Source organism: Leucobacter faecis, assembly GCF_054456695.2.
In genome coordinates this window covers 97,250-109,599 of the sequence record NZ_JBTJER020000001.1, presented here as the reverse complement: position 1 = coordinate 109,599, position 12,350 = coordinate 97,250, and the positions used below count along the sequence as shown (strand labels likewise).

Annotated in this window: 13 protein-coding genes; 1 reads left to right on the top strand and 12 read right to left on the bottom strand. The window is 65.0% G+C overall.

The window, feature by feature from the left end:
• Positions 1–5: 5 nt before the first annotated feature.
• From frr to rpsB, 4 genes are all read right to left on the bottom strand, one after another.
• The gene (gene frr / locus ACXR2W_RS00500; protein ID WP_458815610.1) at positions 6–524 is read right to left on the bottom strand and encodes a ribosome recycling factor; all 519 of its coding nucleotides are present in this window, start codon (positions 522–524) and stop codon (positions 6–8) included.
• Positions 525–633: 109 nt separating this feature from the next.
• On the bottom strand, positions 634–1,353 hold the full coding sequence (pyrH, locus tag ACXR2W_RS00495) for a UMP kinase (protein WP_458815595.1): 720 nt from the start codon (positions 1,351–1,353) through the stop codon (positions 634–636).
• Positions 1,354–1,570: 217 nt separating this feature from the next.
• The gene (gene tsf, locus ACXR2W_RS00490; RefSeq protein WP_458815593.1) at positions 1,571–2,401 is read right to left on the bottom strand and encodes a translation elongation factor Ts; all 831 of its coding nucleotides are present in this window, start codon (positions 2,399–2,401) and stop codon (positions 1,571–1,573) included.
• 42 nt (positions 2,402–2,443) lie between these two features.
• Complete coding sequence (gene rpsB, locus ACXR2W_RS00485) at positions 2,444–3,277, bottom strand: 30S ribosomal protein S2 (protein ID WP_458815591.1); 834 nt, start codon at positions 3,275–3,277, stop codon at positions 2,444–2,446.
• 275 nt (positions 3,278–3,552) lie between these two features.
• Here rpsB and ACXR2W_RS00480 point away from each other — a divergent pair, with 275 nt between their 5' ends.
• Positions 3,553–4,074, top strand: a complete 522-nt coding sequence (locus tag ACXR2W_RS00480) for a M23 family metallopeptidase (RefSeq protein ID WP_458815589.1) — start codon at positions 3,553–3,555, stop codon at positions 4,072–4,074.
• A gap of 1 nt (position 4,075) precedes the next feature.
• Here ACXR2W_RS00480 and ACXR2W_RS00475 read toward each other — a convergent pair whose 3' ends face one another.
• From ACXR2W_RS00475 to ACXR2W_RS00440, 8 genes are all read right to left on the bottom strand, one after another.
• Positions 4,076–5,023: a tyrosine recombinase XerC gene (locus tag ACXR2W_RS00475; protein ID WP_458815587.1), complete on the bottom strand. Its 948-nt coding sequence runs from the start codon at positions 5,021–5,023 to the stop codon at positions 4,076–4,078.
• 7 nt (positions 5,024–5,030) lie between these two features.
• On the bottom strand, positions 5,031–6,299 hold the full coding sequence (dprA, locus tag ACXR2W_RS00470) for a DNA-processing protein DprA (protein ID WP_458815585.1): 1,269 nt from the start codon (positions 6,297–6,299) through the stop codon (positions 5,031–5,033).
• Positions 6,296–7,879, bottom strand: coding sequence for a YifB family Mg chelatase-like AAA ATPase (locus ACXR2W_RS00465; RefSeq protein WP_458815583.1), 1,584 nt, complete (start codon positions 7,877–7,879; stop codon positions 6,296–6,298). Before ACXR2W_RS00465 ends, dprA begins: the two co-directional genes overlap by 4 nt.
• Positions 7,876–8,325, bottom strand: a complete 450-nt coding sequence (locus tag ACXR2W_RS00460) for a YraN family protein (protein WP_458815581.1) — start codon at positions 8,323–8,325, stop codon at positions 7,876–7,878. The genes ACXR2W_RS00465 and ACXR2W_RS00460 overlap by 4 nt, the downstream gene beginning before the upstream one ends.
• A 161-nt stretch (positions 8,326–8,486) precedes the next feature.
• The gene (locus ACXR2W_RS00455) at positions 8,487–9,248 is read right to left on the bottom strand and encodes an iron ABC transporter ATP-binding protein (RefSeq protein ID WP_458815579.1); all 762 of its coding nucleotides are present in this window, start codon (positions 9,246–9,248) and stop codon (positions 8,487–8,489) included.
• Entirely contained in the window at positions 9,245–10,345 is a 1,101-nt protein-coding gene (locus tag ACXR2W_RS00450) for an iron chelate uptake ABC transporter family permease subunit (protein WP_458815577.1), read from the bottom strand. Before ACXR2W_RS00450 ends, ACXR2W_RS00455 begins: the two co-directional genes overlap by 4 nt.
• Positions 10,342–11,328 (bottom strand): ABC transporter permease, encoded by a 987-nt coding sequence (locus ACXR2W_RS00445; protein WP_458815575.1) that lies wholly within the window; start codon positions 11,326–11,328, stop codon positions 10,342–10,344. Before ACXR2W_RS00445 ends, ACXR2W_RS00450 begins: the two co-directional genes overlap by 4 nt.
• On the bottom strand, positions 11,325–12,311 hold the full coding sequence (locus ACXR2W_RS00440; protein ID WP_458815608.1) for a siderophore ABC transporter substrate-binding protein: 987 nt from the start codon (positions 12,309–12,311) through the stop codon (positions 11,325–11,327). Before ACXR2W_RS00440 ends, ACXR2W_RS00445 begins: the two co-directional genes overlap by 4 nt.
• Positions 12,312–12,350 lie beyond the last annotated feature (39 nt).

Sequence of the window (12,350 nt, the reverse complement as noted above, 5' to 3'; positions counted from 1 at the left end):
GGGTACTAGACCTCCAGCAGCTCTGCTTCTTTGCGCTTGAGCGTCTCATCGATCTGCTCAATGAACTGCTTCGTGAGAGCGTCGAGCTCCTTCTCAGCACGCACAATGTCGTCCTCGCCTACCTCTGACTTGAGGGCGTCAAGGTCGTCCTTGCCCGCGCGACGCACGTTGCGGATCGCGACGCGAGCGTCCTCTGCGCGGCCCTTCACAAGCTTGACGAACTCCTTGCGGCGCTCCTCGGTGAGGTCGGGTAGCGTCACGCGAATCACGGTGCCGTCGTTCGACGGGTTAGCGCCGAGGTTCGGCATGTCGCGAATCGCGATCTCGATGTCCTTCATGGCGCCCTTGTCGTACGGCGTCACGAGCAGGCTGCGGGCGTCCTGGTTCTGCACCGAGGCCAGCTGCGGCAGCGGCGTCGGCGTGCCATAGTAATCGACCATGAGGTTCTGCAGCAGGGCAGGGTTTGCGCGGCCGGTGCGCACAGTGGCGAAACCTTCCTTGGCAGACTCAACCGCGCGGTTCATGCGGTCCTTTACGTCGACGAAGACCTCTTCGATCACGGTGTTCTCCTTCTCGCAGGTACGAATGACTCAAGCTTACCGGTGCCCGCTTGGGGGCCCGGCGCAAAATTGGTTAGCGGTGTACGAGCGTGCCGAGCTTTTCGCCCCGGATCGCCGCTGTGACATTGCCCGCGGGCTCCATTCCGAAGACGCGCATCGGCATACCGTTGTCCATGCAGAGGCTGAATGAGGTTGAGTCGACAACCTTCAATCCGCGCACGAGCGCATCGTTGTAGCTGATCTCTTCAATCAGCGTCGCGTCTGGATCCTTGTTGGGATCTGCCGTGTACACGCCGTCGACGCCGTTCTTCGCAACGAGCACCTCTTCGGCATGAATTTCGAGCGCGCGCTGCGCCGCCACCGTGTCAGTGGAGAAATAGGGCAGACCGGCGCCGGCTCCGAAGATCACGACGCGGCCCTTCTCCATGTGGCGAATCGCGCGCAACGGAATGTAGGTCTCTGCGACCTGCGTCATCGTAATGGCCGACTGCACGCGGCTATCGACGCCCGCCTGCTCGAGGAAGTCCTGCAGGGCGAGTGCGTTCATGACGGTGCCAAGCATGCCCATGTAATCGGCACGGGCACGGTCCATACCGCGCTGCGAGAGCTCGGCGCCGCGGAAGAAGTTCCCTCCTCCCACCACAACCGCAACCTCAGCGTGCTCCATTGCAGCTGCGATCTCGCGGGCGATCTGACTGATCACGTCGGGGTTGACGCCGAGGGTGCCGCCTCCGAAGGCCTCCCCTGAGAGCTTCAGCAGTACGCGTCGTTTGCGGGTAGCGGTCTCGGTCATGTGGTTCCCCTTCGCGGATCTGGGAGATGGTGTGTTCGTTTCGGAGCCCGGGTGTGGGCAGTGCGCGCAGCCTGAGCCGCGCACGAGCCTCTGCTCGAGGCCATGCTATCGGTGCGGCGGGTAACCTGCCGATTGTCCTGCGTGGGGCGCATGTAAATAGCGCCCTGGCACAGCGAAGGACCCGGGCCACATGGGCCCGGGTCCTCGGGTGGTCAGCTTACGCGCCGACCTTACTGCGGGAGAAGCCCGTAACCTTGATGCCGGCTGCTTCAGCAACCTTGCCGACCTCGCGCTTGTCAGCGTCGAGCGAGTGCACCTGCTCGTTGAGCGCGACCTGCTTGAAGAAAGCGGTCAGGCGACCCTCGACGATCTTGGGCAGAGCCGCCTCGGGCTTGCCCTCGTTCTTCGAGATCTCGGTGACGATCTCGCGCTCCTTCTCTACGTCTGCTGCGGGGACATCCTCGCGGCTCACGTAGAGCGGGTCAGCGAACGAGATGTGGCGAGCGATCGACAGAGCAGCCTCTGCGTCGTCACCCTCGTAGCCAACGACCACGCCGATCTGCGGGGGCAGATCCTTCGAGGTCTTGTGCAGGTACACCGAGGTACCGGGAGCTTCGACGCGCGTTACCTTGCGCAGAACGATGCGCTCGCCAATGATGGCCGACTCGTCGGTGATGACCTCACCGACGGTCTTGCCTTCAGCGGGAGCTGCCAGGGCAGCCTCAGCGTCGGCAGCGCCTGCGGCGGCAATCGCCTCGAGCATACGGTCAGCAAGTGCGATGAACTTCTCGTTCTTAGCAACGAAGTCGGTCTCGCAAACGAGCTCGATCATCGTGGCAGCGCCCTCGGTCTGCTTGACGGCTACGAGGCCCTCGCTTGCTTCGCGATCGCCGCGCTTGGCAACACCCTTGAGGCCCTTGAGACGCAGGATCTCAATCGCCTTCTCGATGTCGCCGTCAGCCTCAACGAGTGCGTTCTTGCTGTCGAGCATGCCAGCGCCGAGACGCTCGCGAAGCTCCTTCACAGCGGCCATGCTTACTGCAGCCATGTGTGACTCCTTAAGTCTTATTAGTCGTTGGGTGAACCGAAATTACTCGGCTGCCGGTGCTTCTGCGGCGGGAGCCTGAGCAGCTTCGGTAGCCTCAGCGGCGGGAGCCTCGGTCTTGTCTGCACCGAGCAGCTCGACCTCCCACTCAGCGAGGGGCTCAGCAGCAGCTTCGCCAGCCTCGGGCTTCTGGTGGCGCTCCATGAGGCCCTCAGCAACCGCGTCAGCGATCACGCGGGTGAGCAGTGCCACCGAACGGATTGCGTCGTCGTTACCCGGAATCGGGTATGCAACCTCGTCGGGGTCACAGTTCGTGTCGAGGATACCGATGACGGGGATACCGAGCTTTGCAGCCTCGTCGATCGCGAGGTGCTCCTTCTTGGTGTCAACGACCCAGATCGCCGAGGGGGTCTTGCCCATGTTGCGGATGCCGCCGAGCGACTTCTGCAGCTTCTCGAGCTCGCGCTTCTTGAGCAGCAGCTCCTTCTTGGTGAAGCCGCTGGTGGTGCCCTCGTAATCGAGCTGCTCGAGCTCCTTCATGCGCTCCAGGCGGCCGGTGACCGTCTGGAAGTTGGTGAGGAGGCCGCCGAGCCAGCGCTGGTTCACGTAGGGCTGGTTGACGCGGGTCGCCTGCTCGGCGATCGCTTCCTGTGCCTGCTTCTTCGTGCCAACGAAAAGAATGTTGCCGCCGCGTGCGACGGTGTTCTTCACGAACTCGTAGGCTGCATCAATGTAACCGAGCGACTGCTGCAGGTCAATGATGTAGATACCCGAACGCTCGGTGAAGATGAAGCGCTTCATCTTCGGGTTCCAGCGACGCGTCTGGTGTCCGAAGTGAACGCCGCTGTCGAGCAGCTGGCGCATAGTTACAACGGCCATTGCCGTCTCCTTTTCTGCGCGCAAAAACGCGCATTGGTTAATATCGACCGCGGATGCGATCAGATCCTGGTGCCCGCGATCATCCCCGCTCTGCCAGGGCAGAGACCGTGGCGACGTTCGTTCGATCGGGCACGCGTAGTCACCTCGTTAAAGGTGCAGCGAAAAGTCTACCATCTACGTCGTCCACAACACGCACAGTTCGTGATTTTCGTGAAGTTATCCACCGATCCGGTTTCGCACGCCCACGCTCATCGCGGGCGTGCGACCCTCAGTGCATGCGATACCAGTTCTTCTCCCGGGTCATGCTGACGGCGCTGCTCGCCGCGAGCTTCTTGGCCGCGGGCTCCGGATCCGGGCCAGCAGTCGCCTCGCTGCCGGGGCCGTCACCGCGCTGGCTCCCACCCCTGGGCGCATCGCTCAGCATTGCTGCACCGTTTCGCGCACCGGCTCATCGGTACGCCGCGGGGCACCGCGGCTTCGACCTCGTGGCTGTGCCCGGGGCCTCAGTGGCGGCTCCAGCCTCGGGCACGGTCACCTTTGCCGGGCGGGTGGTGGACCGAGATGTCATCTCGGTCCAGGTAGACGCCGTCACCGTGGTGTCCCTTGAACCGATCACGAGCACGCTCACGCGGGGTGACACCGTTGCCGCTGGCGGTGCACTGGGCGAGGTATCGCGCGGCGGACACTGCGATGGCGCATGCGTACATCTGGGGGTGCGAGTGGATGACTGGTACGTGAACCCAATGCGATTCTTTCGCGACAAACCCATCCTTTTGCCCTGGAACGAGGCAGGGTAGGTTACGCGCGCGGGTGCGCCCGCCGATAGTTCGCCGCGAGTCGGTCTGTCGTCACGTGCGTGTACACCTGCGTGCTCGCAAGGCTTGCGTGACCGAGCATCTCTTGCACGACCCGCAGGTCTGCCCCACCGTTGAGCATGTGGGTGGCGGCCGTGTGTCGAAACGTGTGTGGCCCGCTCGGCCCGCTTCCCGGCGTGGCTTCAAGCTCCCGTGCGACGAGCTTGTAGACGGCGGCCGGGCCGATCGGGCCGCCACGGCTTCCGAGAAACAGCTCCCCGCGCGGCGGACCAGTGTAGGCCTGGGCGGCGCTGCCGCCCGCCTGGTGCGCTCGCATCGCGATGACCGGCCTGCCGAGCGCGAGGTACTGCTCGAGCGCCCGGGCCGCTGGCGCCCCCACCGGCACCACTCGCTCTTTGCCACCCTTGCCCAGCACACGCACGGTGCGCTCACGTTGGTCAAAACCGTGCTCGTTCAACCCGCACAGTTCAGACACTCGCAGCGCTGAGGCGTAGAGGAGCTCGAGGATCGCGTGATCGCGCAACGCCACGGGGTCTCCCCCTTCAGCGCGCCTGCGCGCGCGCTCTAACAATCGTGCAATGTGTTCCTCAGACAGCACCCGCGGCAGCGTCTGCGCTGGCTTCGGTGCCCGCAGTCGCGCGGCTGGGCTTGCGGGAACGTGCTCGCAGCGTTCGAGCCATGCACCAAAGGATTTGAGGGTAGCGACACCGCGCGCAAGCGTCGCTTTCGCGAGCCCCTGCTGCTGCCGCGCCCACATCCAGTCACGCATGAGCTCGATATCGCACGCCGCGACCGTCTTGCTGCCGCGCCCCTCGGCAAAGCGCGCGAAGTTCAACAGGTCGGTGCGATACGACTTGACCGTAAGCTCTGAGTATCCGTACTCCAGCTTCACCGCCGTGAGAAACTCGTCAATCGCGAAGCTCAGCAACATGGTTCCATTATCGCTTGAGGAGCCGCCACCCCGCTTCACCCTCAGCCGCTTCGTCAACTCGCACGATGTGCCCCAGCAGTTCGAGCTCTGCGAGCGCACCCCGCGCCTCCTCTCGGGTGACCCCGGCCTCTCGAGTCACCGCCGCAAGCCCCCTCGCACCCCTCAGTGGCAACGCGTCAAGCACACGCCTGTGTAGCGGCGGCGGCCGGTCAACGTCGGGCGCCAGGTCAAACAGTGCCACGTCGACACCGATGCCCAGTAACTCTTGCGCTTCAACCGCGCTCGTGACGAGCGTCGCGTTATAGTCACGAATAAGCCGGTGACACCCCGCAGATGCCGGGCTCGTCACCGGCCCCGGCACCGCCCCCAACGGCCGCGCCAACTCTGCCGCGTGCCCCGCAGTATTCAGCGAGCCCGAGCGCATGCCCGCCTCGGTCACGAGCGTCGCACGCGCGAGTGCCGCGATCACACGATTGCGCTGCAAGAACCGCCACCGGGTCGGAGCAGAGCCCGGCACCATCTCTGAGCAGATCAGACCGTGCCTCGCGACACTCGCGAGCAACTCAGCGTGACCTTGGGGGTATGGCCGTTCTACGCCGCCCGCAAGCACCGCAACCGTCTGGCCGCCGGCGGCGAGCGCCGTGCGGTGTGCAACCGCATCGATACCGTAGGCCGCCCCCGAGACAATGGCCACGCCCGCAGCGCAGATGCCGTCGGTGATCTCAGCGGTGACGTGGGCCCCGTACCCCGTGCAGGCGCGCGCCCCCACGACCGCGAGCGATGTCGCATGCAGCAGTGTCGGGTCACCCCGCAGCCACAGCATCAGCGGTGCATGCCGCCCCAGGTCTTTGAGGCCGTCGGGCCACAGGCTATCGCTCGGCACGAGCACGCGCGTGCCGGTCTCCTGCGCTCGCCTCAGGTCAAACAACGTGGCGCGCTGATCGAGCCTGGGCTGCCAGCGCGCGAGTCCCTTCGCAAATGTGGCCGGGTCGCATGCGTCTGCCTCGACGAAAGCCGCTGGCTCGGCCCGCGCGGCCCCGCCCACGATCCCATATTCACCTCGAATGACCGCGTCGAGCGCGGGCGCCGCGCCCACGGCCGCGATGAGCGCGCCGGCGGCTGCGTCCCCCGGTTCCGCGAGCCTCGCCCACGCTGCTCGCGCGAACACTTCGAGCGCGCCCGCTGCATCGCTTTCTGGCTCATCTGCGGGCTCCGGCCCGCTGGCACGCAGCGCGCGAGCAAGCTGCAGTGCCTCAGCGTCCATGGTGATGGTCATGGTGTCTCCCCTCCCCTGAGTGTGAGCGCCTGCGCCAGTTCGGCGCGGCCCGGCTTCGCCTTACCCGCAAGGTCGGCGACGCTCCAGGCGATGCGCAACGATCTGTCATAGCCACGCATGGTGATCGCACCGCGCGCGTATGCCTGGTCGAGCACTGCTGTGTCTGCCCGGTCGAGTCGCAGCGCGCCGCGCAGCATGGGCCCCGGCACCTCGGCGTTTACCCGCCACGGGGTGCCACTCAACCGATGTGCCGCCCGTTCGCGCGCGGCAAGAACGCGAGCGCGAAGCTCACTGCTTGTCGGCCGCTTGCCCACATCGGCGTTCACGAGTGCCCGCGATACCCTGTGCAGCGTGAGCCGCACGTCGATACGGTCGGCGAGCGGGCCCGAAATGCGCTGCTGATAGCGCACACGCGTCACCGGTGTGCACGTACACTGAATCGCCGTTTCCACCGACCCCGCATTACCGCACGGGCACGGGTTCGACGCGAGCACAAGCTGCAACTGGGCTGGTAGCACCGCCCGAACACGGGAACGGTGAATCTCAACCGTGCCCGACTCGAGCGGCTGCCGCAGCGCCTCAAGCACGTCACGCGCAAACTCGGGCGCCTCATCCATAAACAGCACGCCGTGGCAGGCCCGGGTGATCGCGCCCGGTCGCACCTCACTCCCGTGGCCGCCCCCGATAATCGCGACCGTCGAAGCCGTGTGGTGCGGGCTTTCAAACGGCGGGGTGCGCACGAGTGCGCCCAGAGCCGTGCCTCCCAGCGATGCGATACAGCTGGCCCGCAGCGCCTCATCGTCGTTTAACGGTGGCAAGATACTGGCAAGCCTCGTCGCGAGCAGGGTCTTACCCGCGCCCGGCGGGCCCAAGAGCGATATGTGGTGTCGCCCCGCCGCAGCCACCACAAACGCTTCTACTGCTTCTGGTTGCCCGATCACATCAGACATGTCGCCCGCATACGGTGTACCGACCGGCACCTGCTGCTCGTGTGCGGAGCCCCGTACGCTCGGCGAGTCTGCGGCGCTCGCCGCCGCCTGAGCTGCGGCGAGCGCCGCGGGCTTGCCGCTGTACCAGTCGACCGCCGCCGCGAGGTCTGCCACGGGCACCACGTCAATGCCGGGCACCAGGCGTGCTTCGACGGCGCAGTCGGCGGGCACCATGACCCGGGTGAACCCGTGGGCGCGCGCAGCGACCACAGCGGAGAGCAGTCCCGCTGGTCTGCGCAGTTCACCGCTGAGCCCCAGCTCGCCCAGGTGCACCGTCTCGTGCATGTTGCCCTCGGGGACTTTGCGCGACGCGGCGAGGGCCGCGAGGGCGATGGCGAGGTCGAAGCCCGAGCCGTGTTTGGGGAGGGCTGCCGGGGAGAGATTTACTGTCACGAAACGTTCAGCGACTGACAGCCCGATCTGGCTGGTGGCGGTGCGCACCCGCAGTTTTGCCTCTGCGAGCGCCGCGTCGGGGAGCCCAATGATGGCCATGCCCGGAAGCTGTTGTGAGACGGCAGCCTCGACGAATACGACGGTCCCGTCGAGGCCCGTGAGCGAGACTGCCGCCGCGCGGCACACCCTGGCGCTCACGAGATGCCCCGCAGGTGTTCGATGTTGGGCGAGAGTCGCTGGCGCAGCACGATGCCAATGGCATCTATGCGCAGGTTGGCCCACCACGGGCGATCGGGTCGCCCGGCCGCATCGGTAAACCCCGTCGCGTTGGCGTCGCTCGTGCGGCACCAGTCGAGCAACAGCCTGCGCAGCCTGTCGGCTTTACGCTGCGTGATGGCTTGGAGCGGGTGCCCGTAGCCGAGGCCCGTGCGCGTCTTCACCTCGACCGCCACGAGCGTGTCGCCCTCTGCTGCGACCAGGTCGAGCTCGCCGTACCGGCTATACCAGTTGCGGTCGAGAATGCGGTACCCCAGGCCTTCAAGGTAGGCCGCCGCAATCGTCTCACCCCTGGCTCCCACCGCCTTGTTGTGGCTGACCGCGGGCGTGGCCGTGGTCCTTGAACCCGCCACGTTTTTTTGATTCATGGTGCACCTCCTGGTGCACCATCATTGGCCCCGATGCCCCCTCTCCAACAGTGGGTAAACGAGATTGTGGATATCTTGCCCGCTTGTATGCAAATCACTGGGCTGTGGACGACGTGTTGCGATCCGGAGCAGCCTCGCGAGCAGCGTCGCGAGCGAGCAAACTACGCCCGGTAGTACACCGCGACCCGCTTGCCCGCGTGCTCGAGTACTTCGACGGGCGTCTCAAACACGCGCTCGAGCACCTCGGGGGTAATGATTTCGTCGGGGGTGCCAGAGGCGACCACGCGACCGTCGGCGAGCGCGACGATGCGGTCGGCATAGGCAGCCGCAAAGTTCACGTCGTGGATCACCAGCACCACGGTTTTTCCGAGCGCATCGGCGGCGGCACGCACCTGCCCCATCATGGCGACCGCGTGGCGCATATCGAGCCCCGTGAGCGGCTCGTCGAGCAGCACGTAGTCGGTATCTTGCGCGAGTACCATCGCCACGAAGGCGCGCTGCCGCTGCCCGCCCGAGAGCTCGTCGATGAATCGTTCCTCCATGCCTGCAAGGTTGAGAAACGCGATTGCGGCGTGAATCGCACGCTCGTCTACGGGCGTGATGCGGCCCGCAGAATGTGGAAATCGGCCGAACGTGACGAGCTGGCGCACCGTGAGCCGCGCCATGAAGTGGTTCTCTTGCCGCAGAATCGAGACCGCTTTCGCGAGGTCTTTGGGGTGTGCCGTGCGCACGTTAAGCCCGCCCACTTCTACCCGGCCACCGTCGGCCTGCAACAGCCGGCCGATGATCGTGAGCATCGTGGATTTGCCCGCCCCGTTGGGCCCGATCAGCGCGGTCACCCCGCCGCGTTCGATCGTAATATTGATCGGCCCGAGCACCTGGCGCCCCCGATAGCTCTTGATTATTTCTTCGAGGCGTATCAACGCAGTCCCTTTCGCAGCAGCATGATGAGAAATAGCAGCCCGCCCGCAAACTCGATGATCACGGTGACAAGCCCCGCCGCCGCGAACACGTTCTTGAGCACAAACGTGGCACCGAGCAGCGTTACGAGCCCGATCCCAATGGCGAGCGGCAGGGTTTCTGAGTGCGAATCGCCGCGGGCAAGCTGGTACGCGAGCGTCGCGACTAAAAACCCGTAGAACGTCATGGGCCCCACCATTGTCACCGACACCGAGATCAACACCGCCACCGTGATGAGAATGCCAATGACCTCGCGCCGATAGTGCACGCCCAAGCTCGTCGCGACATCGCGGCCCAGGGACACGACGTCGTACACACGCCTGCGTCGCCACACCCACACGAGCACAGCCACGACAATCACGGCCGCCACCGGCAGGTACTCGGTGTTGCCCTTCCCAATCGATCCAAAGAGCCTGGCGCTCAGCACGTCAAACTCGCTCGGAGTCAACAGTCGCTGCATAAACGTCGACACCGAAGCAAATCCCATGCCCAGCACGAGGCCCACGAGCAGCAGGAGGTGCAGGTTGGTGCGTTTGCCCGAGAACAGCCAGCCGTAGAGCACCGTCGCAAACGCGATCATCATAAGGCTCTGCGCGATGATCTTTGTGATGCCCTCGAAGCTCTGCGCAGACACCCCAAACACAAACACAAGCGCGGTCTGCGACAGCACATACAGCGCGTCAAAACCCAAAATTGACGGCGTCAAAATGCGGTTTGCGGTCGCCGAGTGAAACAGCACGGTGGCGACCGCCTGGCAGACCGCGACAAGCGCGATCGTGCCGAGGGAGCCAAGCCGCGAGCGCACGATCGTCATGAAACCGGCGGATCCGGGTTCGGCGGGGTTGCCATAGGTGAGCATCGCGATCGCGAGGACGGCCGCGATCACAAACGCGGTCATCACGGGCATGTAGCGCCGGATCGGTGTCACCCGCTGCGCTGGCAGCTTGGGGTCATCGCCCAAACTGCCCAGCTGCACGGCGCCAGCCGCGCTGGTGTCATCGGTCGTCCTGACGTCGCCGGTCGACCTGACGTTGGCAGCAGGCCTAACGTCGCCGGTCATGCGGTCTTCCTGAGGAGCAGCGCAATAAATGCGGCCGCCCCCACGAGGCCGAGCACCATCGATACCGGTATCTCAAACGGCATGATGATGAGCCTGCCAATAATGTCGCAGGCGACGACAAGCCCCACCCCGCCGAGGCACACCCAGGGCAGGTTTGAGCGCACATTATCGCCGCGCGTCATGGACACAATGTTGGGCACCACGAGACCAAGAAACGGCAGAAACCCCACCACCACGGTGGTCACCCCCGACGCGATAGCCACGAGACCTGTGCCGAGAAATAGTACGCGCCGGTAGTTCAACCCCACGTTCGTTGCGACGTCTTTACCCAGCCCCGCAACCGTGATGCGATCGGCGAGCACAAACACGAGCACGGTGACGATGCCGACGATCCACAGCACTTCGTAGCGACCGCGCACGACCTGCGTAAAACTGCCCATGAACCAGGTGGCCAGCATCTGCAGCAGGTTGAACTGCGCGGCGAGAAAGGTCGTGACGGCGCTCACCACGGCGCCGAGCATGATCCCCACAAGTGGCACAACGAGCGTCGTGCGAATGGCGATGCGCCCCAGGATCGTCATGAACAGCACCACTCCGATGAACGCGCACACGCTTGAGATGACCATGCGGGTGACCATGCTGGCGTCGGGCGCGAGCAGCACGGTAACGAGCAGGCCGAGCGCCGCCCACTCCGTGGTGCCCGAAGTGGTGGCGTCGACAAATCGGTTCTGTGTGAGCATCTGCATCACGAGCCCGCTCACGGCCATCGCAGCTCCCGCCAGCACGAGTGCGAGGGTGCGCGGCACCCGGGTGATCCAAAACAGCTCAGACCCAAACTGTGTACCCGAAATGTCGTACACACCCACTGACAGTGAAGCGACAAGGAGGCCCGCCACGACGAGCACCGCGGCGGCGAGCGCCCACGGCTTGGCTGGCCTTGTGCCGGGGCGCACCGCAGTGCTCAAACCTTCATGCGCGCTCATGCGGTGGCGAATGCCTCCGAGATTTGGTCGAACAGCGACGTGTATGCCTGGATTCCCTCGGTGAGATAAAAGTTAGCATCCAGCACGACAACGCGGTCGTTCGTGACCGCGGGCACCTGCTTGAGGGCCTCGGCGTCGCGAATGAGCTCATTCGCGGGTGCCGATCCGGCCTCGCGGTCTTGGGGCGCAAAAGCCGCATCACGGTCGAGCGCGAAGATCCACTCGGGATTCGAGTCCGCGATGGCTTCGACGGAAATATCATCGCCCTGGTGGTCGCTCGAGGCGTTTTCGATTTCGAGGGCCGGGGTCAGGTCAAGAGCCCCGAACACGGGTCCGAGCGCACGGCCGACACCGGGGGCGATATAGCCGATCTGCCCCGCTGAGGTGTTGACCGCCATCACGCTTTCTCCGGTCGGGTAGTTGGCCTTGGCCTGTTTGATGGCCCCGTCGAGTCGGTCATTGAGCTCGGCCGCTTCTTCTTCATGGTCAAAGATCTGCCCCAGGATCTGGGTTTGACGCTTCAGCTCAGAGAACTTATCTTCTCCGTCACGCGGTGAGATCTCGATCACGGCGGCGCCCGGGTTTTGCTTTTTGATCTCGTCATAGTGATCGCCGAACCGGTAGCCGCCGATGATCAGATCGGGCTCGGCCGCCACAATCATCTCGAGGTCGGGTTCGCGGTGGTTGCCCACATCGAGCACGGCGTCGTCGTCGGTGTACCCGGGCCAGACCGAGCCCATCACACCCTTGGGGGCCGCAACAAGCTCGACATCCCATTCGGTGAGGGTGTCGAAGGCCGTGTTGTCTAGCGCTACGACGCGCTGCGGGTTCACGGGCACTTCGATGACACCGTGATTGTCGGTGATACTCACGACGCCCGCAGGCTCAGCGTCACTGGGTTGCTGGGCCGCGCTGGTCCCCGCGTCGGTGGGCGCGCAGGCGGCCAATCCAGCGGTGAGCAGCAGCGCGGTGCTTGCTGCCAGCGCAAGCCGGGTACGCCGGAGTGCGCCTGCGGTGGAATG

What these genes read in the sequence shown, in the direction of transcription:
- frr (WP_458815610.1), bottom strand. Translation starts at nt 524, where the DNA reads ATGAACCGCGCGGTTGAGTCTGCCAAGGAAGGTTTCGCCACTGTGCGC.
- pyrH (WP_458815595.1), bottom strand. Translation starts at nt 1,353, where the DNA reads ATGACCGAGACCGCTACCCGCAAACGACGCGTACTGCTGAAGCTCTCA.
- tsf (WP_458815593.1), bottom strand. Translation starts at nt 2,401, where the DNA reads ATGGCTGCAGTAAGCATGGCCGCTGTGAAGGAGCTTCGCGAGCGTCTC.
- rpsB (WP_458815591.1), bottom strand. Translation starts at nt 3,277, where the DNA reads ATGGCCGTTGTAACTATGCGCCAGCTGCTCGACAGCGGCGTTCACTTC.
- ACXR2W_RS00480 (WP_458815589.1), top strand. Translation starts at nt 3,553, where the DNA reads ATGCGATACCAGTTCTTCTCCCGGGTCATGCTGACGGCGCTGCTCGCC.
- ACXR2W_RS00475 (WP_458815587.1), bottom strand. Translation starts at nt 5,023, where the DNA reads ATGTTGCTGAGCTTCGCGATTGACGAGTTTCTCACGGCGGTGAAGCTG.
- dprA (WP_458815585.1), bottom strand. Translation starts at nt 6,299, where the DNA reads ATGACCATCACCATGGACGCTGAGGCACTGCAGCTTGCTCGCGCGCTG.
- ACXR2W_RS00460 (WP_458815581.1), bottom strand. Translation starts at nt 8,325, where the DNA reads ATGAATCAAAAAAACGTGGCGGGTTCAAGGACCACGGCCACGCCCGCG.
- ACXR2W_RS00450 (WP_458815577.1), bottom strand. Translation starts at nt 10,345, where the DNA reads ATGACCGGCGACGTTAGGCCTGCTGCCAACGTCAGGTCGACCGGCGAC.
- ACXR2W_RS00445 (WP_458815575.1), bottom strand. Translation starts at nt 11,328, where the DNA reads ATGAGCGCGCATGAAGGTTTGAGCACTGCGGTGCGCCCCGGCACAAGG.